Annotated in this window: 28 protein-coding genes; 7 read left to right on the plus strand and 21 right to left on the minus strand. The window is 45.0% G+C overall.

Going from position 1 to position 24,812, the window contains the following annotated elements:
- Positions 1 to 6: 6 nt before the first annotated feature.
- Complete coding sequence (locus ICN45_RS02700) at positions 7 to 150, minus strand: hypothetical protein (protein WP_216172814.1); 144 nt, start codon at positions 148 to 150, stop codon at positions 7 to 9.
- Here ICN45_RS02700 and ICN45_RS02705 point away from each other — a divergent pair.
- Together ICN45_RS02705 and ICN45_RS02710 are read left to right on the plus strand one after the other, a co-directional pair.
- Entirely contained in the window at positions 149 to 1,867 is a 1,719-nt protein-coding gene (locus ICN45_RS02705) for an ArnT family glycosyltransferase (protein WP_216172817.1), read from the plus strand. The two genes, ICN45_RS02700 and ICN45_RS02705, sit on opposite strands and share 2 nt — an antisense overlap.
- Before the next feature lie 3 nt (positions 1,868 to 1,870).
- On the plus strand, positions 1,871 to 3,262 hold the full coding sequence (locus ICN45_RS02710; RefSeq protein WP_216172819.1) for an MATE family efflux transporter: 1,392 nt from the start codon (positions 1,871 to 1,873) through the stop codon (positions 3,260 to 3,262).
- A gap of 52 nt (positions 3,263 to 3,314) precedes the next feature.
- On the opposite strand, the gene ICN45_RS02715 is transcribed toward ICN45_RS02710, so the two are convergent.
- The 9 genes from ICN45_RS02715 to ICN45_RS02755 all read right to left on the minus strand — a co-directional run bounded on the left by ICN45_RS02715 (position 3,315) and on the right by ICN45_RS02755 (position 10,045).
- Positions 3,315 to 4,418, minus strand: a complete 1,104-nt coding sequence (locus tag ICN45_RS02715) for a hypothetical protein (protein WP_255531062.1) — start codon at positions 4,416 to 4,418, stop codon at positions 3,315 to 3,317.
- The gene (gene lpoB, locus ICN45_RS02720) at positions 4,384 to 4,974 is read right to left on the minus strand and encodes a penicillin-binding protein activator LpoB (RefSeq protein WP_216172822.1); all 591 of its coding nucleotides are present in this window, start codon (positions 4,972 to 4,974) and stop codon (positions 4,384 to 4,386) included. The genes ICN45_RS02715 and lpoB overlap by 35 nt, the downstream gene beginning before the upstream one ends.
- Positions 4,975 to 4,998: 24 nt before the next feature.
- Positions 4,999 to 5,355: a YcfL family putative periplasmic lipoprotein gene (locus ICN45_RS02725; protein ID WP_216172824.1), complete on the minus strand. Its 357-nt coding sequence runs from the start codon at positions 5,353 to 5,355 to the stop codon at positions 4,999 to 5,001.
- 11 nt (positions 5,356 to 5,366) lie between these two features.
- Positions 5,367 to 7,004 carry a COG3014 family protein gene (locus ICN45_RS02730; RefSeq protein WP_255531063.1) on the minus strand — a complete coding sequence of 546 codons (1,638 nt, stop codon included), beginning with the start codon at positions 7,002 to 7,004 and terminating at the stop codon, positions 5,367 to 5,369.
- 179 nt (positions 7,005 to 7,183) lie between these two features.
- A complete protein-coding gene (locus ICN45_RS02735) occupies positions 7,184 to 8,182 on the minus strand; it encodes a Bug family tripartite tricarboxylate transporter substrate binding protein (protein WP_216172827.1) in 999 nt (332 codons plus the stop codon).
- Between the two features lie 30 nt (positions 8,183 to 8,212).
- The gene (locus tag ICN45_RS02740; protein ID WP_216172830.1) at positions 8,213 to 8,776 is read right to left on the minus strand and encodes a disulfide bond formation protein B; all 564 of its coding nucleotides are present in this window, start codon (positions 8,774 to 8,776) and stop codon (positions 8,213 to 8,215) included.
- Positions 8,777 to 8,782: 6 nt separating this feature from the next.
- Positions 8,783 to 8,941 (minus strand): DUF5993 family protein, encoded by a 159-nt coding sequence (locus ICN45_RS02745; protein ID WP_216172833.1) that lies wholly within the window; start codon positions 8,939 to 8,941, stop codon positions 8,783 to 8,785.
- Positions 8,942 to 9,041: 100 nt separating this feature from the next.
- On the minus strand, positions 9,042 to 9,734 hold the full coding sequence (locus ICN45_RS02750; protein ID WP_216172835.1) for a fumarylacetoacetate hydrolase family protein: 693 nt from the start codon (positions 9,732 to 9,734) through the stop codon (positions 9,042 to 9,044).
- 26 nt (positions 9,735 to 9,760) lie between these two features.
- On the minus strand, positions 9,761 to 10,045 hold the full coding sequence (locus ICN45_RS02755) for a SemiSWEET transporter (RefSeq protein ID WP_216172838.1): 285 nt from the start codon (positions 10,043 to 10,045) through the stop codon (positions 9,761 to 9,763).
- A gap of 74 nt (positions 10,046 to 10,119) precedes the next feature.
- Here ICN45_RS02755 and ICN45_RS02760 point away from each other — a divergent pair, with 74 nt between their 5' ends.
- Positions 10,120 to 11,121 carry a Bug family tripartite tricarboxylate transporter substrate binding protein gene (locus ICN45_RS02760; RefSeq protein WP_216172841.1) on the plus strand — a complete coding sequence of 334 codons (1,002 nt, stop codon included), beginning with the start codon at positions 10,120 to 10,122 and terminating at the stop codon, positions 11,119 to 11,121.
- A gap of 74 nt (positions 11,122 to 11,195) precedes the next feature.
- On the opposite strand, the gene ICN45_RS02765 is transcribed toward ICN45_RS02760, so the two are convergent.
- From ICN45_RS02765 to ICN45_RS02780, 4 genes are all read right to left on the minus strand, one after another.
- On the minus strand, positions 11,196 to 12,188 hold the full coding sequence (locus ICN45_RS02765; RefSeq protein ID WP_216172843.1) for a Bug family tripartite tricarboxylate transporter substrate binding protein: 993 nt from the start codon (positions 12,186 to 12,188) through the stop codon (positions 11,196 to 11,198).
- A gap of 112 nt (positions 12,189 to 12,300) precedes the next feature.
- Positions 12,301 to 13,098 (minus strand): hypothetical protein, encoded by a 798-nt coding sequence (locus ICN45_RS02770; protein ID WP_216172845.1) that lies wholly within the window; start codon positions 13,096 to 13,098, stop codon positions 12,301 to 12,303.
- A gap of 21 nt (positions 13,099 to 13,119) precedes the next feature.
- Positions 13,120 to 13,914, minus strand: coding sequence for a class II aldolase/adducin family protein (locus ICN45_RS02775; protein WP_216172847.1), 795 nt, complete (start codon positions 13,912 to 13,914; stop codon positions 13,120 to 13,122).
- A complete protein-coding gene (locus ICN45_RS02780; RefSeq protein ID WP_216172849.1) occupies positions 13,914 to 14,900 on the minus strand; it encodes a Bug family tripartite tricarboxylate transporter substrate binding protein in 987 nt (328 codons plus the stop codon). The genes ICN45_RS02775 and ICN45_RS02780 overlap by 1 nt, the downstream gene beginning before the upstream one ends.
- Positions 14,901 to 15,001: 101 nt before the next feature.
- Here ICN45_RS02780 and ICN45_RS02785 point away from each other — a divergent pair, with 101 nt between their 5' ends.
- Positions 15,002 to 15,889 (plus strand): fumarylacetoacetate hydrolase family protein, encoded by an 888-nt coding sequence (locus ICN45_RS02785; protein ID WP_216172852.1) that lies wholly within the window; start codon positions 15,002 to 15,004, stop codon positions 15,887 to 15,889.
- 84 nt (positions 15,890 to 15,973) lie between these two features.
- On the opposite strand, the gene ICN45_RS02790 is transcribed toward ICN45_RS02785, so the two are convergent.
- The 5 genes from ICN45_RS02790 to ICN45_RS02810 all read right to left on the minus strand — a co-directional run bounded on the left by ICN45_RS02790 (position 15,974) and on the right by ICN45_RS02810 (position 21,232).
- Positions 15,974 to 17,017 (minus strand): fumarylacetoacetate hydrolase family protein, encoded by a 1,044-nt coding sequence (locus ICN45_RS02790; RefSeq protein ID WP_216172855.1) that lies wholly within the window; start codon positions 17,015 to 17,017, stop codon positions 15,974 to 15,976.
- A 96-nt stretch (positions 17,018 to 17,113) separates the two neighbouring features.
- Positions 17,114 to 19,027, minus strand: coding sequence for a ferrous iron transporter B (gene feoB / locus ICN45_RS02795; RefSeq protein WP_216172858.1), 1,914 nt, complete (start codon positions 19,025 to 19,027; stop codon positions 17,114 to 17,116).
- A 7-nt stretch (positions 19,028 to 19,034) separates the two neighbouring features.
- The gene (locus ICN45_RS02800) at positions 19,035 to 19,265 is read right to left on the minus strand and encodes a FeoA family protein (protein ID WP_216172861.1); all 231 of its coding nucleotides are present in this window, start codon (positions 19,263 to 19,265) and stop codon (positions 19,035 to 19,037) included.
- Positions 19,266 to 19,423: 158 nt separating this feature from the next.
- Entirely contained in the window at positions 19,424 to 20,161 is a 738-nt protein-coding gene (modA, locus tag ICN45_RS02805; RefSeq protein ID WP_369411476.1) for a molybdate ABC transporter substrate-binding protein, read from the minus strand.
- 45 nt (positions 20,162 to 20,206) lie between these two features.
- Positions 20,207 to 21,232: a substrate-binding domain-containing protein gene (locus ICN45_RS02810; RefSeq protein ID WP_216172864.1), complete on the minus strand. Its 1,026-nt coding sequence runs from the start codon at positions 21,230 to 21,232 to the stop codon at positions 20,207 to 20,209.
- Between the two features lie 71 nt (positions 21,233 to 21,303).
- On the opposite strand from ICN45_RS02810, the gene ICN45_RS02815 reads away from it, so the two are divergent.
- Positions 21,304 to 22,128, plus strand: a complete 825-nt coding sequence (locus tag ICN45_RS02815; protein WP_216172866.1) for an ABC transporter substrate-binding protein — start codon at positions 21,304 to 21,306, stop codon at positions 22,126 to 22,128.
- Between the two features lie 102 nt (positions 22,129 to 22,230).
- Here the strand turns inward: ICN45_RS02815 and ICN45_RS02820 are convergent, their stop codons facing one another.
- Positions 22,231 to 22,812 (minus strand): hypothetical protein, encoded by a 582-nt coding sequence (locus ICN45_RS02820; protein WP_255531065.1) that lies wholly within the window; start codon positions 22,810 to 22,812, stop codon positions 22,231 to 22,233.
- Positions 22,813 to 23,113: 301 nt separating this feature from the next.
- On the minus strand, positions 23,114 to 23,707 hold the full coding sequence (locus ICN45_RS02825) for a hypothetical protein (protein ID WP_255531066.1): 594 nt from the start codon (positions 23,705 to 23,707) through the stop codon (positions 23,114 to 23,116).
- Positions 23,708 to 23,922: 215 nt separating this feature from the next.
- On the opposite strand from ICN45_RS02825, the gene ICN45_RS02830 reads away from it, so the two are divergent.
- Positions 23,923 to 24,357, plus strand: coding sequence for a GNAT family N-acetyltransferase (locus ICN45_RS02830; protein WP_216172868.1), 435 nt, complete (start codon positions 23,923 to 23,925; stop codon positions 24,355 to 24,357).
- A gap of 15 nt (positions 24,358 to 24,372) precedes the next feature.
- Positions 24,373 to 24,801, plus strand: coding sequence for a YbgC/FadM family acyl-CoA thioesterase (locus ICN45_RS02835; RefSeq protein ID WP_216172869.1), 429 nt, complete (start codon positions 24,373 to 24,375; stop codon positions 24,799 to 24,801).
- The last annotated feature ends 11 nt before the right edge of the window (positions 24,802 to 24,812 follow it).

Here is a 24,812-nt window from a genome sequence, read left to right on the forward strand (position 1 = left end):
ACACTTCTATTCGCAGGGTATGTGAAATACCTTCTCTGCGAGATAATCAAGGCAGCGTTTGCTGCCTTTTTTATTTTTTGCTTTACCTTTTGCTTTATCTTTCGCTATACCTTTCGCCATACCAATAGATTCGCCTTTAATAAAGTCCATGGTTAAACTCACCGCCGCCGCTACTAAATCAATTCCACGTATCGTTATCTTTGCGTTGACCTTGGTCTATGGCTTTGTTGGTCTGTTCTTTCGGGACCCTTGGAAAAATGAAGATGCGATTGGTTTTGGTGGGATGTGGAGCTTATTTCGTGGTAACTCGATGGATTGGGTGGTTCCACACTTAGCCGGTCGTGATATTTCCCTAGGCACGCCACTACCCTATTGGATGGGTGCCACCCTGATTAAATTATTTGGTCCATGGCTTGGTGCTGCTAATGCAGCGCGCTTGTATTCAGCGATTTGCTTTTTTGCTGCTGCTCTTGCCATTTGGTATGCCACTTATTTATTAGGTCGACGTCGTGAAGTACAACCCATGGCGCTTGCAGTTGGTGGTCAACCGGATTTAAAGAGTTACGGCATGACTTTGGCTGATGGTGCCCTGCTCATCTTCTTAGCGTGTGTCGGTCTTGCTCAGCGCGCTCATGAAACCACGCCCATGATGGCGCAACTCATGGGCATCAGTATCGTGCTCTACGGCACAGTCCGAGGTTTAGATAAACCATGGCAAGGTGGTATTTGGACAGGTTTGGGTATTGCCATTGTTGCTCTTTCTAGCAATCTCACTCTTAGCTTAATCATTGTGAGCTCTACCATTATTGCGGTCATTGCTAGCAATGCAAAACTGCGCTTTCGTTGGACTCTCACCAGTACGGTGATCGGTTTAATCGGTTTTGCTATTTGGCCCATCATTTGGTATTTGACTGATCTTCCTATTCAGTGGCGACATATTGCTGAAGAAGGTTGGCGCAATATGCCAGAGATGCGCGTAAACCCTTCAATTGAGTCTCTTAGCTTCTTGAGCGTGAACTTCTGGGCCTATGCATGGCCAGTATGGCCGCTAGCAATCATCTCGCTGGCCCACTGGGGACGTACGAAGGAAGCGGGTGCCTGGCGGGCTCCGCACCTCTGTATCCCCTTAAGCCTATTTATCGGCAGCTTGATTTATGTGTTATTCCGCTTAGAAGCTAATGAACATGACTTGTTGATTCTGATTCCGAGCTTATCGATCATCGCTGCCTTTAGCCTGCCAATCCTGAGACGCAGCATGATCAGCTTTATCGATTGGTTTGCGATGTTTAGCTTTACGGTGATTGCGCTAGCGATTTGGATTATTTGGTTAGCTAAAGTGACAGGCTATCCAGAGTCTACCGCTGCCAACTTGGCTCGTCTGCTACCAGGATTTGAGTTTCAATTTAATCTCCTCGCATTACTAGTGGCGCTGGTGATTACCGGCATGTGGCTAGCAGTAGTACGCTGGAGAACTTCGCGTGCCCCTAAAGAAATCTGGCGTTGTCTGATTATTTCTGCATCAGGTACTACCTTGATGTGGGTTTTATTGATGACCTTATGGCTTCCAACGATTAACTACGCTAAAACTTATCGTCAAGTATCGGCGCGTCTAGCCCAGGTAGTCCCCGCTGGTGGTGGCTGTATCGACACTAGCAATATTGGCTTTGCGCAGCTGGCTTCTTTTGAATACTTCACTAAACTGACATTGCGTGATGATCCTAATTGCCCTTGGATGTTGACCCACACCCAATCTGAAGCTAAGGCCTACGCCAAGCTCAACAATAAAAAACTCAATCTGCTTTGGGAAGATCGTCGCGCTGCTGACCGAGATGAACGTCTCCGCCTTTACGAAGTAATTCCGGAGTAATTTGTGCTGCACTTTAAGTTAGCGCGCCTTCGCGAGGATGTTCCTTCTTTACTCAAACTAGCAGGTCCAATTCTCGTTGGTCAGTTGGCGGTTATTGCTTTCGGTGTTCTGGATACCGCCATGACAGCGCGTTATTCTGCCGAAGACTTAGCTGCTCTAGCCATGGCCTCAGCAATCTTCATTAGTATTTATGTAGGCTTAACGGGTGTCGTCTCTGCACTTGCCCCAATTGCTGGACAACTCTTTGGCGCTAGACGCTATTCTGAAATCGGCGAAGAAGTCAGGCAGGCAACTTGGCTTGCCCTTGGATTAACCATCTTGGGTTGCTTTATCTTGCTCAATGCAGAACATATTTTGGCGATCTCTCGTGTCAGCCCTGAGATCGAAGATAAAGCAAAGCTCTATCTCAATATCCTGGCCATTGGTCTGCCTGCAAGTATGGCTATGCGGGTCTTGATGGCTTTGCATAATGCTGTATCTCGACCCGCCATCATTACCGCTGTTCAACTCATCGGCTTAGCACTGAAATTGCCCCTAAACTTACTGTTCATTTATGGTGGCTTTGGAATTGAGGCAATGGGTGGCCCTGGTTGCGCAGTAGCCACTGTCATTATCAACTGGTCTTGGTTACTCATGACCTTAGGAATTATCTTATTGGATAGCTTTTATCGCCCCTTCAAAATGTTCGAGCGTTTTAGCCTACCTGACTGGCATCGCATCTGGACGCTCTTAAAGCTGGGCACCCCCATTGGCTTTAGTTATCTGATTGAGGTGACCTCATTCACCTTTATGTCCTTGTTTATTGCACGGCTTGGTACCACCGCATTAGCTGGTCATCAGATCGTAGCCAATATGGGTACGGTGATTTATATGGTCCCGCTCTCTCTGTCGATTGCAACCATGACGCTAGTCTCTCAATCGATTGGGGCAAATAAACCAGAGCGTGCTGAGGAGATTGGCTGGTCGTCTGTTGTATTCACGACTGTTAGCTGCATCGCAATTGGTATTGCCGTTTGGGTTTTCAGAATGCAACTGCTCGATTTATATGATCCACCAGCAGCAGTGAAAGTCTTTTCGATTCCCCTATTCTTATTTATCGCCTTCTATCAAGTCTTTGATGCTTTGCAAGTCACGGCTGCCTTCATATTGCGGGCATATCGCATTGCGTTCTTACCCATGCTCATCTACGCAGGATCGCTTTGGGGTGTGGGCTTAGGGGGCGGCTACTTAATGGGCTTTAATGTCTTTGGCAATACACCAGAATTCTTGCAAGGTGCTAATGGGTTTTGGGCTGGCAACAGCATCAGTCTAGGCTTAGCCGCCTGCTTTCTGCTCTACCTCTTTAGAAAAACAGCGGAGCGCTATGAAAAAACGCATCCGCCTGTTGAAGTCTGAAAACACTCAGGGCGTGATCTTTACTTATTTGCTTACTTGCCTACTTACTTACCTACTTGTAGACTTTTAAAGTAGTAGCATCATCATCCAAGCGACGCTTGAGATTACGTTCATAACCCGCTGAGCCTGGGTTATTGGTAATGAAATTTTGGGCAGCTAAGTTTTTACGCACATCTTCTGCCAAATCTACAGCAGCCAGCTTCATTAACTTCGCCATGCTCGGTTTGAAAGCATTATCTTTACCATCAATTCGGACTTCTTTACCTTCACCAGAGGCCACAAATGAGGCGATGATCTGGTTGGATTGCGTATCAACTACATTAAAGTCGACTGTGACATCTAAAACGACCTGCTGAGAAGAGGATTTGGTTCCAGGAATGTCATCGGTGTTATCTACTACGGAGATTTCAGTTAAAACACCATAAAGTACATAGCTGGCATCTGGAAAATCGCCAGCCTTAATGCGTTTCACAATATCAAAGTACTCATCACCTTGATTTGGCGCGACTGTTGATGGTTTAGCCTGCACCACCTTATAGCCAGACTTGATCAACAAACCACGAATTGGGTTTGCTAAGTAGCGTAGCTCGCCGTATTCCATCTTGCTCTCATAGCCTGACTTTTTCTGGCTCTGCGTTTCCACATTCGAAGCAGAATTGCTACTACTTCCTGGATCTACCGGCGTAATAATGGGGCCTGTTCCTGGCGCAGTCGCCTTTGGATCAGCTAGATTAGTGAATTTGACCGGAAATGCAGAAGAGTTTGGACCCCCCGTTAAGGCAGAGGCATCCGCTTTATCCGCATCCACTTCAATAGACTTTGGTGCGATAGTTGAAATCACATTGTTATTGGTCTTGTGACGAGTCTCTTCAATAAAAATCAGGTTCTTACCTTCTTTTTTAAAGTAGATATCGGTCACTGCAATAGTCTTAGAGTCGGCTTTAAGGACTTCAGCGCTAATGACGGGATTCTTCGGTGGATCTGCCGGCACCTGACCAACAACGGCTTGCTCAGGCACTGCAGCCGGCGGCTTCGAAGCACAGCCAGCTAAGCACAGTAGGCTAAGGCCAATGGATGCTAGAAAGGTTCTCTGGATCAATTGCATGAATTCATATCCTTTATTAGCGAGTTGCCGTCTTACGAATTTCTTTTTCATCAGACCACTCTAATAAGCCGGATTCGTTATTGATCAGATTGAGGTTAAAGACGTAGTACACATCTTTGACGTCCTTCGTATTCTTCACAATAGAGGCAATTGAGCCTTCAATCCGATATTGCGCACCCTGCATATTGCCGGTTTTGGCAATCGTATTGCTCTTATATAAGCCAGACTGATTTTGGCGTTTTAACTCTTCCGTTTGATTCTGCATTTCCGAAACGCTTACTGCAAAACGCACCTGTCCACTCTTGGTTAACTGGGTCCGGATCTTGTCAGTAATCACGCGCGTATCGATGTATTCAGAAGTCTTGTTCTTCACATCAGCCAAAGTCACAATGGGCGCATCTTTACTTCCTGAGATGGCTTTGGATTGCAGTAAAGATCGGGTCATTGCCTCAGCAATCATTTGCAGATCGGTTGAGCCATAGTTTGCATTGACAGTCTCTACTGCCTTGGCATCACCGTAGCGAACTTGTGGCCCAGAACATGCTACGAGCAAAGCTGCAAAGATTGCAACTGAAGATAGTTGGATAGTTTTAGTGTGCATTTTCATGATCATTCTCAATCAGCTTTTGGTTTATTTATATTGATTTAATTCAAAACGGAAATCGCTTGCATCTGGTGTTGGGGCAATGCCCATGATAACGGTCGTCTGGCCCTTACCAACGGTCACTGGCTTCCATGCCTCTTCATCAGTGACGGTCATACCATTCTTGCCAATCCATTTGAAACGATAGGCTACCAAATTGGATTTACTTTCATTTTGAATTGTCACTTGCGCTGTCAGAACACCATTGCGCATCAGGCTACGCATATCGGTAACTTGAATGCTATCGGTATCCCCTGTTCGCAAAGTCATATCCTTCATTGAAGGAGTAGAGCTACAGGCAATCAGTGCGAATGCTGCCAATAGGCTAAGAAGGTGTTTTTTCATGCTCGAGTTTCCTAATTAAAAAGCTGCTGAAAGCGATTGAGCAAACTGGGTGACTCATCTGGTTTCAACCCTTCCATATTACTGCTTGCAGGACTTGGAGTGGGATTGCTGAACGGCGCTACTGGGTCTGGTACCTTAACTGGCAAAGCTTCTGTAGGTTCTATGGGTGCTGGGATAGGTGCAGTGATGGGTGCACTAAGTACTTGGGGGACGGCGACTGGCTGTTTAGGCAATGCTGCTGGGTCATTTGACGTGAGGACGCTTGCTTTGTTTCTAAACATCCGAATATAGACGACGTTATAGCCCCCCACTAAATTGACTGTTTGGCTTTGAATCACGCCCGAGGGCAAGGTGAACTTCAGCATCGTTGGCCCAATCGGCAATCCCATGCGGGCCATATAGGTCTGTGCTGGCAAGGTACTCCAATGACGTACATCCGTCACATTGATTGCTTGTAGTCCATAACCGGTAATCAATCCAGCAATGGCGCCAATAATTGCAGCCGTATTGTTGTTTTGATTATTTTGACTATTTCTTCTGGCAGCTTGTTGTGCGGACTGGTCAGCTGCATATTGCGCTGCTAATGACACTAGCGCTCTCGTGCTTGCCCGCAAGACATATCCCGGCATCTCATCTTGCAGATTCTTTCTAGCCATTGAATCAATGCTGGCTACCAACTCTGGGTTAGCAGTCCGATCACCGAGCTGAACCAAAGTCGGCGTGTAACGCTCGGTAGATTTTTCAATCGAGGGCAAAGTTAAGGTAACTAATTTAGGGTGGCCCCCAAAATTGAAGGTCTGGCTAATGCGTTGAGGAGTAATTTTGGGGATATAACCAGTATCAATAATGATCAAGGTATCAGCAAAACTTTTTTTGCGTTGGTTAGCAATATTGGAATCCAACTTAGCAATACTGGTTTTAAAAAAACTCACCGAGGGACGTAACTCGATTGCCAGACGGTATCCTGGGGCTGCCAAGCTAGCCTCCCCTTGTGACTCATGAATAAAGCCTGATAGGTAATAAGCACCTGGATTTTGATACGAGTTCTTCATACTGCGCGTTTCTTCATCATCTAAGAGATTGATGGGGTAGCCATTAATATCCTGAATGCGACTGGTGGCGCCTTTGGTATTCCGATTATTTTGCTGTTCCTGCTCTGTTCTGGATACCGCACTGACTTTGCTTTGAATCAGATCCTCAATGACCTTCTCACGCTGAGCCATCTTTTTAGCCTCAACCATGGCATCGTTCCAACGCCCCTGCGTGAGATGATTTAAGGCCAGCGTTTGACTCAGAAAACTGACCTCATAAGGCTTGGGATCGTAATTACTACTAAAGCCCTCAGATAAAACATAGGAGCTCATGTCAGAAAAGGAGCGCTTGAGTTTGTCATTGGTGCTGCGCTCCCATTGCTCAACCTGTTGATCTGCTATGAGTAAGTTTTGCGTACTACTCGGAATCTGTCCTGGGCCTTGAAGACGCTGTACTTCACCCATCTCTAAGTAATAAAGGGTATTTTTATCTTTAAAGGCAGACTGAATCGCTGCAGTAGTGTTTTGTAGATCACCATTCTTGAACTGATCCTTAGACTCATTCATCTTTACTTGCTGAGTTTGTGTTGCACAACCCACCAATAAAAGCATGCTCATAATGCAGCCGAATTTAGAAAAGTCTAATGCTGAAAATTTAGGCAAATTTAGTCGATTAAAAGAAGGTGTTTGAATAATGGGTTTTTCAATCGAATGTATTGGAGTTGTCTAAGCCTATCCTATTCCCTTTCTGATATAACGCGCTCAAATTGACAAAGGCTGACAAGAAAACAGCTGATTTAGGGCTCTAATTTAGCGCCAGATTGAATAACTATCCGATTCCACTTACGCGACTCTGAGGCTATCAACTTAGAAAGGTCTTTAGGGCTACCAGGAGCAGGCTCCAACCCCCCTGCCAAGAGCCTATTTTTGATTTCTGGTTTCTCTAAGGTTTGACGAGTTAATTGATTTAGGCGCTTTTGAATTGGCAGAGGCAAGTTTGCGGGCGCCATTAAAGAGAACCAGGAGACCGCCTCAAAACCCGGTAAACCCTGCTCCGCTAGCGTCGGGATTTCTGGGGCTGCAGGTGAACGCTTTAAGGTCGTTACACCCAAAGCCTGGACTTCGCCAGCCCTGATCAAAGGAAGCGATGAGGACAGATTATCAAAGAGCATGGTGATGCGTCCGCTGATGAGGTCTGGCAAAGACTGAGCACGCCCTTTATAGGGAATATGGCGGATTTGAATGCCGGCCATCTCTTTAAATAATTCACCAGACATATGTAATGAGGTGCCTATGCCGGATGAGCCAAACGTCAGTTGATTTGGCTTGGTTTTTGCAAGCTCGATCAACTCATGAACATTGGTAATACCTGATTCCTTATTCACAATTAAGACATTGGGAGTGCTCGCTAAAAAACTAATGGGGGTGAAATCCTTTACGGGATCAAAGGACATCTTTTCATAAAGGGCGCCATTAATGGCGTGTATCCCTACGGTACCAATCAGCAAGGTGTAGCCATCAGGTTCGCTTTTGGCAACTATATCCGCGCCAATGTTGCCACCATAGCCAGGGCGGTTCTCCACCAGAACTGGCACGCCTAAGCTTTGTTGCCAACTTTCCGCTAAGACACGTGCCAAGATGTCGGGTGCTCCACCAGGAGTAAAGGTGACAATGATTCGAATGGCCTGCTTGGGCCAAGCATGCGCTGTTGGTTTACTTTGTGCATGGGCAGTGCAAAGACTGAGCCAAGTGAAGCAGAAGAATAAGAGGCACTTAGCCACTTTTATAAATTGCATTACCTGAGTCTAATACTGAATAGCTGGAATTTAGAAGGCAAAGCGATTGCGCAGCCAGAGCCAACCTTCATACTGAATAGGATCATCAGGGCATTGACCAATACCGCACTCAAGCAGTGTTGATAACAAATTTGCAAATACCAGCAGAATAAAAAGAATCACCAAAGTATTAGCAAACATCGACCGAGAACGCACCTCACGATTTGGTAGCATTAATAAAATCGCTTGGCCCGCTAATAAGCCCAAATATCCAACGAATGCCCAGGTATAGAAATGCAGCTCAAGAAAGGTAGCACCAAAACCCTTGTCACCCGGCAATATATGTAACAGGACTTGGCGTAAAGAAACCATCATCCCCACTAAGCCCCCCAAAATTGCCCAGCCATAATGCGAGGAATGCGCTCCAAAACGGATGTTGAGCACTATTGCAAAACCAATAATCACAAAGCCAATGCGTTGCATTAAACACAATGGGCACGGTAGTTCACCAAAATACAGTTGATCTACAAATCCATAAGACAGGACCCCAACAACAGCAAGTAAGGCCAATTGATTACCTAGCGCAGCCAAAGAGGGAAACGAAAATTTACTCACGGTCTTTTATAAGCTGATGTTGAGATGGGTGGTGGCATGAAAGCGGAACCAGTAAATCAGAATTCCTACTGTGAAAGCCAATACTATTAATGCTGCAAGGCGCTTCCCAAACCAGGCTAAGACTAGTCCGATGAAAGCCGTCAGAAAAGGAAGAAACATATACATAAACGAATTTTAGCGTAGCTTATCCAGAACGCAGCGCAATTAACCTATTTTTCGGGGGGTGTTCTGCCTCAGCTCATCCTCCAATAAAACCAGGCGCTCATTAACTAATTTTGGTCCTGAGGTTTACTAAGCCTGCAACACTACCCTCTAGCACATCACCCTTTTGTACAGGACCTACTCCAGCTGGTGTGCCAGAGAAAATTAAGTCACCTGGCTCTAAGGTAAACAAAGTAGAGAGATAAGCAATGGTGTCGGGTACATTCCAAATGAGTTGATTTAAATCACCCTCTTGACGGACTTCACCGTTGACCAAGAGCTTAACGCTCCCTTTTGTAGGGTGACCACATTGTGTTACTGGAGTAATCTCACCACAAGGTGCAGCCTGATCAAATGCTTTACCCGTATCCCAGGGACGGCCCATCTTTTTAGCCTCACCCTGTAGATCACGTCTGGTCATATCTAAACCAACACCGTAACCATAAACGTGTTCAAGTGCCTTATCCGCTGAAATATTGGCACCACCCTTACCAATGGCAACTACCATCTCGATTTCATGATGGACATCTTTTGAAAGATTTGGATAAGACATGTCCTTGCCATCCGTCACGATCGAGTTAGCTGGCTTCATAAAAAAGAATGGGGGTTCACGATCTGGGTCATGGCCCATTTCACGAGCATGATCAGCGTAGTTACGACCAACACAGTAAATGCGATTCACAGCAAAACGTTTGGTATCTCCCGTTACCGGCAGTGAGATTTGCACTGGAGGTTCAATAACAAATGCTGAACTCATAAAATCCCTTCCATTCAATACAGTAATTAATGTTTACGACGTTTCGCAGTATGGCGTAATTTCAGTAACAAGATACTAAAAGCCAAAGCAAAAGTCAGGGCATTCGCCAAGATCAAGGGCCAGGTCTCGGTAAAGAGGCCATAAATTAGCCATAAACCGACCCCAGTCGTAAATAATGAATACATCCCCAAAGAAATCCCTGATAAATCTCGGGTGCGCCAAGACTGGATGGCCTGGGGTAAAAAGGCGAGCGTAGTTAGAAATGCAGCGCAATAACCAATGATTTCAATATGGTGTAGTTCAAGAGTCATTTTGGGATTGTAATTTGCAAATGCCAGAATTCATTCATAATAAGAATGCCATTAAAAACCATAAAAAAGCGACTATGAGACAAAAAATCCTTCAATGCCTAGGTGCAACCCTATGCCTTAGCCTAGTGAGTGCCCCGCTATTGGCGCAATCAAATACTGCTGCAATCAAAAACTATCCAGATAAGCCCATTAAATTGGTGATTCCCTACCCTCCGGGTGGGGCCACCGATGTCATCGGGCGCATCATGGCACAAGAGCTCTCTAAAACACTAAACCAACAAGTGATTCCTGATAATCGCGCTGGGGATAGCGGCAATATCGGCGCAGACATGGTGGCCAAGTCTCCGCCGGATGGGTATACCTTATTAATGGGAGCGCTAACCTCTCATGCCATCAATGCCAATCTAGATAAAGACAAAATCAAGTACAACTTAGAAAAAGATTTCACACCAGTTGCTATCGTCGGTGTTGTTCCCTTGGTATTTGTCGTGAACCCCTCCGTTCCAGTAAAAAATATGAAAGAGTTCATTGCTTACGCTAAAGCTAACCCAGGAAAACTCACTTTTGCTTCCTCTGGAGCGGGTGCACCACAGCGACTGGCGATGGAAATGTTTCGCTATCAGTTAGGTTTAGATTTACTGCACGTTCCTTACAAAGGAAGTGGTCCTGCCATGACAGATCTGGTTGGCGGTCAGGTTCTCACAATGTCAGAAACTGTTCCTGCAGCCTTACAGTTTATTCAAGCTGGACAGCTAAGGCCTTTAGCAGTAACGACCGCTAAACGAATCAGTCAATTACCTGATGTACCGACGGTGACTGAAGCTACCGGATTGCCAAACTTTGATGTAGTGAGTATGTTTGGAATTGAGGCCCCTGCAAATACGCCCAAGGCAATCGTTGATAAGTTAAGTGCTGACATTAAGCTCATATTGCAGCGTCCTGATGTACAAGAGCGCATGCTTGCAGCCGGTGTATATGTTAATTACTTATCCCCTGCGGACTCTACTAAACGCATTCAGAGGGAGTTAAGCATGTGGAGCAAAGTGGTAAAGGATGCCAACATCAAGGCAGATTAATTTACTGGATGCTATCCAGACCTGCTAGCAGGTCTGGATTGTTTAGCTCTACTTCAGATAGTTCAAATCCTGGCTTATTCAGCCTCGATCTTGGCTTGCTGAGCTACTAACTCCCATTTCTTCTTCTCAGCCGCGATAAAAATCTTGGTATTGGCTGGTGTGTCGCCTACAGCCCAACCACCTAGGTCTTTCCAACGCTGTTTGATCTCTGGGGTCTCGAGTGCTTTTTTGACTGCCACATACAAGCGATCAATTACGGGCTTAGGAGTTCCTGCTGGAACAAATAAACCAAACCAAGCAGTCACTTCAAAGTTTGGAAAACCTGATTGAATCATTGTGGGCACATCAGGTAACTCTGCAACTCTATTCTTACTAGTTACCGCCAAAGCGCGTAACTTTCCAGCCTTGATGTATTGCATGGAGCTTGGTAGGTTATCGATCATCATGTTGGTCTGACCAGCCAATAGATCCGCTAATGCTGGACCAGCACCCTTATAGGGAACGTGAATAATATCGATGCCAGCTTGCGTCCTGAATAGTTCTCCAGACATATGAATCGATTGCCCACGGCCAGAGGATGCAAAGGAATACTTACCCGGGTTCGCTTTAGCTAAAGCAACTAGCTCAGCAACTGTCTTTGCAGGAACTTCTGGATTCACAACCAATACATTCGGATTTGCAATCACAATCGTGATGGGCTCCATGTCTTCCATCTTGTAAGGCAGGTTCTTATATAGGCTGTAATTAATCGCATTCGGACCAATGTTGCCCATTGCCATGGTGTAGCCGTCAGCAGGCGCAGCTAACAATGCCTGAATACCGATAATTCCGGCGCCGCCTGCTTTGTTTTCCACAATCACTGTCTGGCCAAGTTCTTTTCCCAAAATATCCGCGAGCGCCCTGGAAGAAATATCCGTAGTTCCGCCTGGGGCTGCAGTCACGATGATTTTGACTGGCTTATTTGGAAATGGCTCTGCAGCATAAAGCGATGAACACAAGAAAGGGAATGAAGCAAATGAGATAAATGCGAGTGCGCAAGCGCGCTTCACAAAAGAAGAGTTGGGCATAGCTGTCTCCGACCTAGATCAATGTTGTAGTTTTAAGTGGGTTTTAAAATCCATCTAGCCAATATTAAACATATATTGGCCATTCTGCGCAATCAAGTCCTACTGACTTATCCTAGGGTAATGGAAAGGAGAATATAGCCTTTAAGGTTAGCGAGTCGGTGCTATTTGAAAAGCCTTTCCCTACACCCGCCTGAAAGGAAATAGGCTTGCCATCGTAGTACATCATTAAAAATCCCAGTTGCTGTGTATTTTGATAATTAACCGGTTGACCAAGCTGATTCACGTTGGAGTAGTACTCCACACCTAATGCTAAATCGGGCATAACTTCTCTAGATAGGCGGGTAGCTGTTGAGTAGTATGGCGACTGATGTAGATATGGTTGTGAGAGTGGCATACCAACAATAGGGTTAAATGAGAATAACCACTTATCAAAGTATTTACCAATAATAAAACGTAATTCCGCGTTGTAGCGTGACTCATCAAACTGAGGTTGAATATTGGCAAGCTCAAGATTGGCGCCAGCAAAAAAATCATCCCCATTTTCTTCGCGATAAGGCAACCACTTCATGCGTAGTTTCGTACCTGCATACTGAAACTTATTGTCATAATTAACGTAAGCGATATAGAGCCCCGCCTCTAAATCATGGCCAAGGCCATAAGCTAACTCTGGTGTCACACGCATACCATTGTTACTCATTACCTCACCAGGGTAGCTTGGTGTCTGTACTCCACGAGGTGTTGTATTAACGTGGAGCTCCAGACTGGATTCACCCTTGGCATTAATTTCATCGTCGTACACCTGAATCTCATCCTGGAGAACAGCCACACTCACTGAAGGAATGGCTGTAAAAGCTACTAATAGCAATACTTGTAATAGGATTCGGAGAGGTAGACGGGCTCGCATCTGCATGATGCAAGAGTTTAACAACGATTACTGATTTTTGACGCGCTCACTCCAAAGCTGCCATGGTCGTCCGATGGTTTTTTCAATCGTCTCTTTAGAATTAGCAGCTTCACCCGGGGTAAGGTATTGAACCTGACCCATCTTCATTGCTTCCGATTGTATGCTCGCATTCTGAATTGCGTACACCGTCCTAAATACTGCTTTTTTGATTGAATCTGCTCCAGTTGCATAGCCATGACCACGCATCAAAACAAAATACTGCAAGCCCATGGTTTGAGACAAGGCATCCCCAAGATCTGAGCTACTGACAAACATATCCGTATCGGGGTTAGGTTTAGCAAAATTACGAATCTCAAAAACAGGGGCACCCTCCCCTAAGAAGGCGCTCATGTGATAAACCGGCTTAAGCGCAGTACCCGTCAAACCGTAAGGCAGGATTGGGGACGCATGACCATGAATCACAGAGTTAATATCTGGACGGTTACGCAAAATACCACTATGAATAAAGCGTTCACCATAGGCGGTCCGGGTATCGCCATTCAGCGCTTTGCCATTCATATCAAACTCTATGATGTCATCGACCTTCACGACCGACGGGGCTACACTGCGAGCTAAAAAGAAGGTATTGGGATTGGCTGGATTGCGCACACTAATATGGCCGTAGCCATCTACTGCATTTTGATCATACAAAATGTGATTCGCAAGAACTAGCTCCTCTACTGCAGTCTTAACAGCAGCATTCTGCTCCATCTGCTCTTGGACGCTTGCTGCGCTTACATGAGTGGCAACCAAGAAAGTTAGGGAAATAAAGGTGCGTTTCATCACTCAATCTTTCCGATCTTTTTGACTACTTCCCCCATTTGCGCTGATTCTTTATCCCAGTACACTTTAAATTCAGGTGCATCCATATACTGAATGGGGCTACCAGCACCATTGATTACCGCACGTACTCGCTCATCATTAGCTGCCTGCTTAGCTGCTTCGCGTAACTTATTAGTGATGTAATCCGGAGTAGCGCTTGGTACAAACAAACCAGCCCATTGAGAAAACTCAATCTTAATACCCATCTCTTTAAAGCTGGGGACTTCAGGCATGCTAGCCAGTCTTCCATCTCCCCAATGTGCGAGAGCCCGTACTTTGCCCGCTTTAATTTGCTGCACGATTGATGACGGTCCCGTTGCAATGGCGTCGACTTGACCCCCCAACAAACCAACAATCGCAGGGCCAGCGCCGGTATAAGGGATATGTACCATATAGAACTTTTCTGAAGACTTCAGCATTTCCATTGGGACATGCATAGTGCCGTAGTTTCCTGAAGAGCCAAAGTTGTACTTTCCAGGATTGGCGCGCATGGCCGCTACAAAAGATTTGTAATCTTTCCAAGGGCTATCGGCACGTACTACTAAGACCGTAGGATCGGCTGTAAATCGTGCGATCGGTTTTAATTGATTTAGCTGAAATGTTTGTTCGCGCCCCACTATCTTGTCAGCCTCAGGGATGATAGAAATAGAAGAGAGAGCCATTAGGATGGTGTAGCCGTCGGGCTTAGATTTGGCAACTGCTGCCATACCAATACCACCCCCAGCCCCCGCTTTATTCTCAACAATGACTGACTGACCTAGGCTTCTTGACAAAGCTTCTGCTACAGGCCTGCCAACCGTATCGGCTACCCCACCAGGAGGAAATGGCACAACCATCGTAATCGGTCTAGTTGGCCATGCTTCCTGACCCTGAGCAAATACGGAAGCTGCAAAAAAACAAAGCCCCAAAAAGGCTAGCGCGCGCCAAAAGTCAATTTTTTGTCTCATATTTGTTATTTGGTTATTATTTATGCTCTTAATCCTACTACAAGATTTATCACAATAAACATGGGTTTGCTAAGACATAACCCCCACTGGAGACACCAAACATGAAATACGCCACATTTTCTTTGGCAAACGAGGCTGGTAAGACACGCGTTGGAATTATTTCTGCCGATGGCAAGACGGTTCAAGAACTCGATCTTGGGGTGGATGTGAGCGAGGATGGCATTGTTGCTATCGTGCGTGCAGATTTAGCACACAATCTGCCAAAAGCAATCACGAACCATGCGTTTACCGATATTCGCCTGCTTGCCCCTGTTCCAAGACCTCGCCGCAATATCTTTTGCGTTGGGAAAAACTATCATGAGCATGCAAAAGAATTTTCTAATAGCGGCTTTGATGGCAGCGCCAAACCTGGTGAAGACATTCCGAGTCACGCCATCTTCTTTACCAAGCCACCAGAATCTGTCACCGGCCCAAATACCAATGTCATCATTCCAACTGCAGTATCTACTTGCATCGATTACGAAGCAGAGCTAACGATCGTTATTGGTAAGGGCGGGAAAGGGATTAGTGAGGCTGATGCCATGAAACATGTCTGGGGCTACACAGCCATTAATGACGTCACCGCGCGAGATTGGCAACAAAGACATAAACAATGGTTTCTGGGTAAAAGTTTTGATACCTTCTGTCCCATGGGTCCTTGGGTAGTCACTGCCGACGAAGTCGACGCAAATGACATCTCTGTTAAATGCTGGGTCAATGGTGAGCTTCGTCAAAACTCGAATACCAAAGATTTGATTTTTGACATCCCCAATATGATTGCAACTGTTTCTGCTGGCATCACACTCTATCCTGGAGACCTGATTGCAACTGGCACTCCCGTGGGTGTTGGTATTGGCTTTAAGCCGCCAAAATATTTAGTTAACGGTGATGTGGTTGTTGTTGAAATGGGTGGCATCGGAAAACTAGAAAATACTTTTGTAGCGATCTAGAATAAACTCTGTATCTGAATTTAAACCAAATAAAAGCCACCCTAGGGTGGCTTTTATTTTCAATGGATAACTCAGCTTCACTATTTAGGCTAAGGTAAATTTCAGCTCTCCAAGCTTTTCTACAGAGCTAACGATCTTATCGCCCTTCTTAAGCCATACTTGTTTGTCTTTTGGCATACCGGCAATCACCCCTTGTGGAGTGCCCGTAAAGACGATGTCACCTGGCTCCAAAGCCCAATAAGTGCTGATATAGGACAACATCTTTTGGGTATTATGGATAAAGTCAGCAGTATTCGAGTTTTGACGCAATTCGCCATTTACCCAAGTTTTCACTTGAAGACTATTTGGATTACCAACCAAATCACCTGTCACAAAGTAAGGGCCAATGGGAGCATATTGATCCAAGGTCTTACCGATCATCCACTGACCACTTGGTAACTCTAGTTGTAAGTCACGCGATGAAAAATCATTGGACGTACAGTAACCAGCGACATAGTCTAAGGCAGCTGATTCAGGTACATTGCGCATTTGCTTGCCAATCACAATCAGGAGTTCCGTTTCATAGTCCAATTTATATGAAACAGCTGGCGGGGGAATCTGTAGTAAGCAATTGTGTGCGGCGAGACTGTTGTTGTACTTATTAAATAAAGGCGGTACGCGCGGATGCGCCATACCCACCTCGTCTGCATGTGCGCGATAGTTCAAACCAACGCACACAATTTTTCCTGGATTTTTAAAAAGACGTCCGAATGTAATATCAGACTCTTTTAAATAGGGCACACCGGATTTATCGGCACTTGCCACTACCTTATTAAATCCAGCAGCATTACCTTCTTGCAATAACTGGTCAAGAGTTACAGGAGCAGAAATTTTCATTTTCCTAGCAACCGCACGTACATCAATCACACCTTTAGGAGTTACTACGCCTAATGTCTCGGTTCCATCAGAATTCATAATGGAGAGGATCTTGCTATTCTTCACCATTTCCCGGGGGCCGGTATAAACCTCGCCACCCCATATTGAAGTGGGATGTGCAGAAGCCTCTTGCATAACCCCCATAGTTGAAGCTGCCACCAAACCAGCACCAGCGGCCGAAGCAGTTTTTATAAATTGACGGCGAGAACTCATCTAAATCTCCTTTGTTGTTATTGATTTTCTAGCTACAAAGGGAATATTACTTGAGGAATTTATGCGGTGGTGCAATATATATTCAAGGCAACTGTCTTAACCCAGGCCAAGGTAAATTGAGACTCTATAGGTAATAAAGGAAGCTAAATAAGCCAAGCCAAATAAGTAGCTCAGCATGATGATGGGGATCTTCCAGCCACCGGTTTCTCGTTTAACAGCGGCAATGGTGGATAAGCACTGAGGTGCAAAGACAAACCAGGCTAACAGTGAGAGTGCGGTTGCTAAGGACCAACCAGAAGAGATTAATGGGATCAGCGCATCTGCGGCGTCTGCACTCGAGCTGGATAAGGCATAGACAGTCGCTAATGAACTGACGACTACCTCTCGTGCAGCCATACCGGGTACTAGAGCAATACTAATTTGCCAATTAAAGCCAATAGGGGAAAACACATGCGCCAATGCTTGCCCTAACATTCCGGCAAAACTATATTCAATAGGAGATCCTGTTGCTCCATCTGGTGGCAGAGGGAAGCTAGACAAAACCCATAATGCCATTGTCATGATTAAGATAATGCCGCCCACACGACGCAGAAAGATTTCAGCGCGCTGCCATAAGCTGATAGCTAAGTTACCTAAACGGGGCAAGTGATAACTAGGCAACTCCATCATTAATGCATTCATTCTGAATTGCTCACTGGTAAAGCGCTTCAAAATCCAAGCAACACCCATGGCGCCCAAGATACCCGCCAGATAAAGCGAGAATAGAACGAGTCCTTGCAAATCTACACTGCCCCATAATGTTCTTTCTGGGATAAACGCAGAGATGAGTAAGGCATAGACCGGTAAACGCGCTGAACACGTCATCATTGGTGCAATCAAGATCGTTACCATACGATCGCGAGAATTAGAAATACTTCTCGTCGCCATGATCCCCGGTATAGCGCAAGCAAAACTGGATAGAAGCGGAATGAAGGAGCGACCAGAGAGCCCTACTGAACCCATGACACGGTCTAGCAAATAAGCTGCTCTGGGTAGATAACCTGATTCTTCCAAGAGAAGAATAAAGAAGAACAAGATTAATATTTGGGGCAAGAAAATCACCACTCCACCAAGGCCGGCCAGAATGCCATTAATCAGTAGACTTCTAATCCAAGTATCGGGGAGAACCTGACTAATTTGAGCACCAAGATACTCGATGCCAGTCTTTATCAGTTCCATCGGTAAAGTGGCCCAACTAAACACTGCCTGGAAAATGCAAAACAGCAGCGCCACCAAAATCAGGGGGCCAAAAATGGGGTGAAGTAACACCGCATCCAAGCGATCACTCAAATGATCAGGAATGATTTTATCTAAGTTTAAATTCTTCAGAATCTGCTGAACCTGCACATTATCGGATTCAGTATGAGCGATATGCGATGCGACATTCTCGAGCGTGGCATCACTAGTGCCCGTTTGTAATGCACTCAAGTTGCGCCAATCTAAAGTAGACAAGAAGCGCTTGATCTCATCTGCGCCATCTGTATGAATACCGACACTGGTGATAACCGGTAAGCCTAATTCTTGTGAGAGCGCAGCAATATCGATTTGTAAGCCTTGGCGATTGGCAATATCCAACATATTGAGAACCACGATGCAGGGCAATCCTAAGCGCTTTGCAGCCAGAACAAGGCGAAGATTGCGGCGCAAGTTTATTGCGCTTAATACACAGATCACTAAGTCAGGGCGCTTCTCACCGACTGCTCTCCCCATTAAGACATTACAAGTCACCCGCTCATCGAGTGATCTTGGATAAAGACTGTATGCTCCGGGTAAATCTAGAATACGAATCTGCTTGCCAGACTCGAAAGATAAACGTCCTTCCTTACGCTCTACCGTAACTCCAGAATAATTTGCAACCTTTTGACGACTACCCGTGAGTAAATTGAATAAAGCAGTCTTACCGCAATTCGGATTACCTAGAAGTGCAACAACCGGTTCATTGGTGAAGAAGTGGAGTTTAGATTCAGTCATATACCAATCAATCGACTGAAATCATGCTTGCTTCAGATTTGCGCAAGGCAAATGTCGAAGCGCCGACCCGGACCATATAAGGGCCGTTGCCCAGTAATCCTTTGCGTAAAACAGTGACAGGCTCACCTGGCAAAAAGCCAATATCCTCCAGTTGACCCTTAACTTGAGGGGCACCTTTAGGGGCATTTACCTTACTGACACGGTAAAGACTTCCTAGCTTGACTTGGTCTAAATTCATGAAGCACGCTTTTTGACTAGATTATGAGGGATTATATCCCCAAATGAGAATGAATATCATTCATGGAGAACCTCCGCAATACTAGAAATAATGGGCTAATTTGGGCTTTGGAGGCTTGATCCAAAACAAATGGGATTACCCTTAAGGAATAAAAAAAACTAAGGGGTGGTGTAACCGTACTTCTGCAATATCAATTTAGCTTGATTCCCCTGCATAAATAGATACAAGTCTATTGCCTCAGGTGTAGCCCCTTTCATTAACACCATTCTTTGTTTAAGGGGTTCATAGAACTTGCTGTCAACTAATCTATAGCTAGTTTGTTTTGCAACTTCGGGAGACTTTGCTAAAGATAAAGCCGTAAGGCCAATGTCAGCGCCGCCAGTAATGACATACATAGTCGCTATGCCAATATTATCTCCATAGATCAATTTATCTTTTGCCAACTCCCATAGACCTTCAGCCTTAAGATATTCAACCGCAGCTTTACCATAAGGGGCTAGTTCTGGTTTTGCAATCGCAATCTTGTTTGCTCTTTGAATAGCCTTAGTTAATACCTCTTTACTATCGAATGATTTTGTTTCCGTAGATTTTTTAGTAATGATTGCAAGTTTCCCAGAGGCATACACAATTCCTGCATCCTCGGTCTTACCCTGCTTATATAGTTCCAGCGGGAAACGTTCATCAGCAGAGATAAATAAGTTGAATGGAGCGCCATTCATGATCTGCGCAGCAAAATTACCTGAAGATCCATAAACCACTCTCATTTGGGATTTTTCTGTTGCCCTAAATGCAGCATCAATCTCGGCAAAGGCATCCTTCATATTGGCGGCTACCGCGACTGTTGTCTGCTGGGCACCGACACTTTGGGCGAAGACAAAAAGTAGTGTCAGAATCACTTTGCGCAAGCTGCACCCCTTATTAGTAAGTAGCTAGTACTCAGTTTAGATCCATTCAGCAATTTGGCGCTTCAGGCCTATCGACTTATACCCTGGGGCTTCCTCTGATAACTGACGAATTCTGCGTATCAACTTACCCATTTCCTTATTTATGGCTAGCTCGTCGCTCATTGCTAAGAAAAATAATTCGTCTTTCAACTGGATAAAATCCAAGCCGTTCTCCAGCGCAATACTTTTAACTCCCATACCTACATCTGCCTTTTTGGCTAAGATCGCTGTGGCAATTGCCGAGTGGGTGAATTCTTCGTGCTCATAGCCATTAATCTTTTTGGAATCAATTGCCTCTTTAGCCAAAGCAGTATCAAGTAGCAATCGTGTGCCTGAACTTTTCTGCCGATTGATAAATCGAATATTGGGTCTTAATAAATCCTTGAGGCGAGTAATACCCAATGGGTTGCCTTTGTTAATCATCAAGCCCTGCACGCGCTTCATCACCGGAAATAGTTGCATCCCCTCTTTTTGTAAGCGCTTGGCAATGACCTTTGATGATTGGGGATCCGATACATGAAAGCCCGCGATATCCACCTCATAATTTAATAAGCGCTCTAATGCCTCACCTGAACCCGCAGTAGTCAGGTCATAACGTTCTAAATCACCCACCGCTTTCTGAATAATCGGATCACTACTACTGGCTAACTTCCAGCGCTTTTCAGACTTCACTCTAAATTGGGCAAACCCCTCCTCTAAATGTGCGAGGCTGGTTTGACCTAATCTGCGCGTCTTTTCATCAAAGTCTTCCGTAAATTGAATCAGATACATTGCGTATTCTGAGAGTTGCGAACCATGGCCGCGTACCCGCTCCATGAGCTTAAAACCTAGGGCCTGCTCTACTTCATTGACCTTTTGCCAGACATTTCGATAGGAAAGGCCGGCCTTTTTACATGCTGAGACTAAGGTTTTACCTTGATCAATATCCCTCAGTAAGCTGCTTAGCCAGACCAAATCGATCACTGCCGGGTCTTTAGCTGCCTTATTCCCAAATACGAGGGTGGGTCTTATCTGAATTCGCATATGTAATTTTTTGCATATTGATGTTTTGTAATATTACTAATACTAACTGAACAATATGGAGACCCCAAGCAATGAAACTGTTTTCTACTCGTCTTTTATTCATTGCAACTGCCACTCTAAGCCTATTAACTACCCCAGCTATTGCCGAAGAAAAAAGTATTGTGGTTTCATCCACTACTTCCACAGAGCAGTCTGGGCTATTTAGCTTCATTCTCCCGATCTTCAAAATGAAGTCTGGTATTGATGTCAAGGTTGTTGCTGTGGGTACTGGTCAAGCGCTCGACATTGGTAAACGGGGAGATGCAGATGTCGTGTTTGTTCATGACAAGCCTGCCGAAGAGAAATTTGTTGAAGAAGGCTACTCCACCAAACGTTATGAAGTGATGTACAACGACTTTGTGCTAATTGGACCCAAATCAGATCCCGCGAAAGTTGGCGGCGGTAAAGATATTCAAGCGGCACTGCAGAAGATTTCCGCTGCACAAGCGCCATTTATATCTCGCGGAGATAAGAGCGGTACCCACGCAGCTGAACTGCGCTACTGGAAAGGTGCCGGCATTACTATTGCTCCTGGAAGCTCTTGGTATAAAGAAACGGGCTCTGGCATGGGGCCCGCCCTCAACACCGCCTCAGCAATGAATGGCTACATCTTGGCAGACCGCGGAACCTGGCTCAGCTTTAAAAACCGCGGTGATCTCGTCATCCTCGTGCAAGGCGACCCTAAGCTCTTTAACCAGTATGGTGTCATGCTAGTAAACCCAGCGAAGTTTCCGCATGTCAAAAAAGCGGAAGGACAAGCATTTATCGACTGGCTGATTTCTAAGAATGGTCAAGAGGTCATTGCCAGCTACAAGATTGATGGTGAACAACTCTTCTTCCCGAATGCCAAGAAATGAATAGGTAGAACATCAAATAATAAAAAGTAAACAAAAAGTAACTAAAAAGCCCGCAGCTGCGGGCTTTTTATTGGCCACTGGCATTTTGCCAGCTAGGGCTATTTACTTCTTCGGTGTTACAAAGCCAATCGCAACTTCGTCAACGAACTCAACGATTACATCATCACCAACTTTAAATTTCTCAAGACCTAAAACAGCTGGGTCTACCTTCACTTTTTGCTTTTCGCCGTTTGGCATTGTGAAAGTAACAACACGTGTTTTAGCATCGATAGTGGAGATCTTCACCGTTGCAAAAATAGTATCAGTTGTTTCTTCGAATGGCTTAGCAGAACCTTTACCAGAGATCACTACTGAACGCATACCGGAAACTCCCGGCTTAGCATCTTTACCAGCTGCAGTTAAACCCACTGCAATCGCTTGGGCATGCTCAACCACAAACATGTCACCCTTTTTAACTTTGTCTAAATCGTTAACAGATTTAGCTACATTCATTTGCACTAAATTACCGTTAGCGTCTTTTAATACAACTACACGCTTCTTAACATCCACAGAATCCACAGTAGCGCTCAGTACAGTGACTTCCGCAGCCAATGGCAACATTTTTGCAGGCTGTTGAGCAAACGCAGCAGCTGCAAATGCGAGGCCAGCAGCGGCAAACAAACCAGTAAGTAGAGATTTTTTCAAGATAACTCCTAAGTCAAAAAGGGTTTAAGTGGGGCCCATTTCTGGGACTCAAATCATTGTAACCATGATGAATTTAATAGCTATTGCTTATTTTTCAAAAGAAAATCCACCTTTGCATAGTCGACTTTTATCTCTAAGCCATTGATTAAATTGAAAAATTATTGTCAAACTGGGGGTTAAGCGCTCTCAGATGCCCAAGAATTGCTACCCAGGCCCCCACCTCACTCTTTAACCAAGATACAAAAAGGCCCGCATTGCGGGCCTTTGACTGTTGCATATAGCTAGACTGCTGAATACAGAATTACTTCATAGCTTTAGCTGGGGGAGTAGCAAAAGTAATGATGGTGTCATCTACAAACTCAATCATCACATCATCACCAGCCTTGAACTTCTCAAGACCTAGAACACTCTTATCCACCTTCACTCTTTGCTTCTCAGTGCTTGGCCATGTAAAAGTCACAATGCGTGTTTTTTGATCGATGGTACTGATTTTTACAGTAGCAAAAGTCGTATCGGTGATTTCTTCAAATGGTTTTGCCGCGCCTTTAGCAGAAATCGTTACAGAACGTACGCTGGATACGCCCGGCTTTTGTCCCTTAGGAGCAAGAACTAAACCCACTGCAATCGCGCGAGCATGTTCAACTATAAATAAGTCGCCCTTTTTTACTTTATCTAAATCCTTAATCTGCTTAGATACCTTCATTTGCATTAGATTGCCATTGGTATCTTTCAATTCAATGGTGCGATTTTGCAAATCCACATCCATTACAAAGACTGTGATGACTTCAACTTCAACTGCTAATGGCAGCATTTTTTCTGGCATTTGCGCATATGCAGAGAATGTCGCAATCAAACTGAGTGCACTGAAAAGTATGGCAATTGAGGATTTCTTCAAGATAGCTCCTAGCAAAAAAGTTAAGTATTAAAAGACGGTGTTCAGATACGAATTTCAAAAGTGGAGTCCAAGACGCACTTTGACTCACACTACACTAACGAGTATATATGGCAGTTTTGTGACTATATTGTTAGTACGGGGTGCTTATCTCCCCTAGATTTGCTACATTGGAAAATACCGAAATTTCTATTCACCCACACGCAAAGAGTACTGCCATGATTTTGATTAAACCTTGGGATCATGCATTCGATATAGCTTATCCGGTTCGCAAAGCTGTATTTGTTCTGGAACAAGGGGTACCTGAGGAGATGGAATTAGATGAATTTGATCCTCTTGCTCAACATGCCCTTTCTTATGAAGGTCCAATTTGCACTGGAACGGCACGCTTGGTTTATCTGAAAGATAACAGTGCCCAAATTGGGCGGATGGCGGTTTTAAGCCAATACCGCGGTCAAGGCATTGGGACTGCTATTTTGGAAGCCTTACTTAAACTAGCTCGGTCGCAGGGAATTAGTAGCTTGTCTCTACACTCTCAAGTGAAGGCAATCCCTTTTTATGAAAAGCGAGGATTTATTGCCCAAGGCCCCGTCTATGAAGAGGCAGGTATCCCGCATCGTAATATGATTCTTTTATTACCCAAGATGGTTTAATGATTGATTGCCTTTATGACTACTAGCCCTGCATCCGCTCTCTATATTCACCGTGTTTGTTACGCCGATACGGATGCAGCTGGATTTGTTTACCACGCACGCTATCTCGATATCTTTGAACGCAGCCGCGCAGAATGGCTAGCCCAACGCAACTTGAGCCCAACTAAACTCATTGATGAGTTCAACATGTTATTGCCTGTTCGAGAACTCACGATGCATTTCTATAAACCCGGGCTGCTGGATGACATTCTCTATATTGATCAGGTGATTGAACATCGTGGTCGCACTCAGGTCAAAGTAAAACAAAATGCCATGAGAAAAATAAAGGATGGTGAGAATGAAGATATGGAAGTGATCGCCAGCGCTGTCATTCAACTCGTCTGCGTAGACACTAGTACGTTCAAACCAAAAGCATTTCCTGATTGCTTATTTATTGCTGAGTAATGGAGACGAAT

It is taken from the genome of Polynucleobacter alcilacus (genome assembly GCF_018881545.1).
GTDB lineage: Bacteria > Pseudomonadota > Gammaproteobacteria > Burkholderiales > Burkholderiaceae > Polynucleobacter > Polynucleobacter alcilacus.

Excerpts from the sequence above, each read along its gene's own strand:
- ICN45_RS02745 (WP_216172833.1), bottom strand. The coding sequence starts at position 8,941 with ATGTATATGTTTCTTCCTTTTCTGACGGCTTTCATCGGACTAGTCTTA.
- ICN45_RS02700 (WP_216172814.1), bottom strand. The coding sequence starts at position 150 with ATGGACTTTATTAAAGGCGAATCTATTGGTATGGCGAAAGGTATAGCG.
- ICN45_RS02705 (WP_216172817.1), top strand. The coding sequence starts at position 149 with ATGGTTAAACTCACCGCCGCCGCTACTAAATCAATTCCACGTATCGTT.
- ICN45_RS02775 (WP_216172847.1), bottom strand. The coding sequence starts at position 13,914 with ATGAAACGCACCTTTATTTCCCTAACTTTCTTGGTTGCCACTCATGTA.
- ICN45_RS02750 (WP_216172835.1), bottom strand. The coding sequence starts at position 9,734 with ATGAGTTCAGCATTTGTTATTGAACCTCCAGTGCAAATCTCACTGCCG.
- ICN45_RS02730 (WP_255531063.1), bottom strand. The coding sequence starts at position 7,004 with ATGAGCATGCTTTTATTGGTGGGTTGTGCAACACAAACTCAGCAAGTA.
- ICN45_RS02835 (WP_216172869.1), top strand. The coding sequence starts at position 24,373 with ATGACTACTAGCCCTGCATCCGCTCTCTATATTCACCGTGTTTGTTAC.
- feoB (WP_216172858.1), bottom strand. The coding sequence starts at position 19,027 with ATGACTGAATCTAAACTCCACTTCTTCACCAATGAACCGGTTGTTGCA.
- ICN45_RS02725 (WP_216172824.1), bottom strand. The coding sequence starts at position 5,355 with ATGAAAAAACACCTTCTTAGCCTATTGGCAGCATTCGCACTGATTGCC.
- ICN45_RS02815 (WP_216172866.1), top strand. The coding sequence starts at position 21,304 with ATGAAACTGTTTTCTACTCGTCTTTTATTCATTGCAACTGCCACTCTA.
- ICN45_RS02790 (WP_216172855.1), bottom strand. The coding sequence starts at position 17,017 with ATGAGTTCTCGCCGTCAATTTATAAAAACTGCTTCGGCCGCTGGTGCT.
- ICN45_RS02760 (WP_216172841.1), top strand. The coding sequence starts at position 10,120 with ATGAGACAAAAAATCCTTCAATGCCTAGGTGCAACCCTATGCCTTAGC.
- ICN45_RS02755 (WP_216172838.1), bottom strand. The coding sequence starts at position 10,045 with ATGACTCTTGAACTACACCATATTGAAATCATTGGTTATTGCGCTGCA.
- ICN45_RS02765 (WP_216172843.1), bottom strand. The coding sequence starts at position 12,188 with ATGCCCAACTCTTCTTTTGTGAAGCGCGCTTGCGCACTCGCATTTATC.
- ICN45_RS02735 (WP_216172827.1), bottom strand. The coding sequence starts at position 8,182 with ATGCAATTTATAAAAGTGGCTAAGTGCCTCTTATTCTTCTGCTTCACT.
- ICN45_RS02715 (WP_255531062.1), bottom strand. The coding sequence starts at position 4,418 with ATGAAAAAGAAATTCGTAAGACGGCAACTCGCTAATAAAGGATATGAA.
- lpoB (WP_216172822.1), bottom strand. The coding sequence starts at position 4,974 with ATGAAAATGCACACTAAAACTATCCAACTATCTTCAGTTGCAATCTTT.
- ICN45_RS02785 (WP_216172852.1), top strand. The coding sequence starts at position 15,002 with ATGAAATACGCCACATTTTCTTTGGCAAACGAGGCTGGTAAGACACGC.
- ICN45_RS02830 (WP_216172868.1), top strand. The coding sequence starts at position 23,923 with ATGATTTTGATTAAACCTTGGGATCATGCATTCGATATAGCTTATCCG.
- ICN45_RS02780 (WP_216172849.1), bottom strand. The coding sequence starts at position 14,900 with ATGAGACAAAAAATTGACTTTTGGCGCGCGCTAGCCTTTTTGGGGCTT.
- ICN45_RS02770 (WP_216172845.1), bottom strand. The coding sequence starts at position 13,098 with ATGCAGATGCGAGCCCGTCTACCTCTCCGAATCCTATTACAAGTATTG.
- ICN45_RS02800 (WP_216172861.1), bottom strand. The coding sequence starts at position 19,265 with ATGAATTTAGACCAAGTCAAGCTAGGAAGTCTTTACCGTGTCAGTAAG.
- ICN45_RS02810 (WP_216172864.1), bottom strand. The coding sequence starts at position 21,232 with ATGCGAATTCAGATAAGACCCACCCTCGTATTTGGGAATAAGGCAGCT.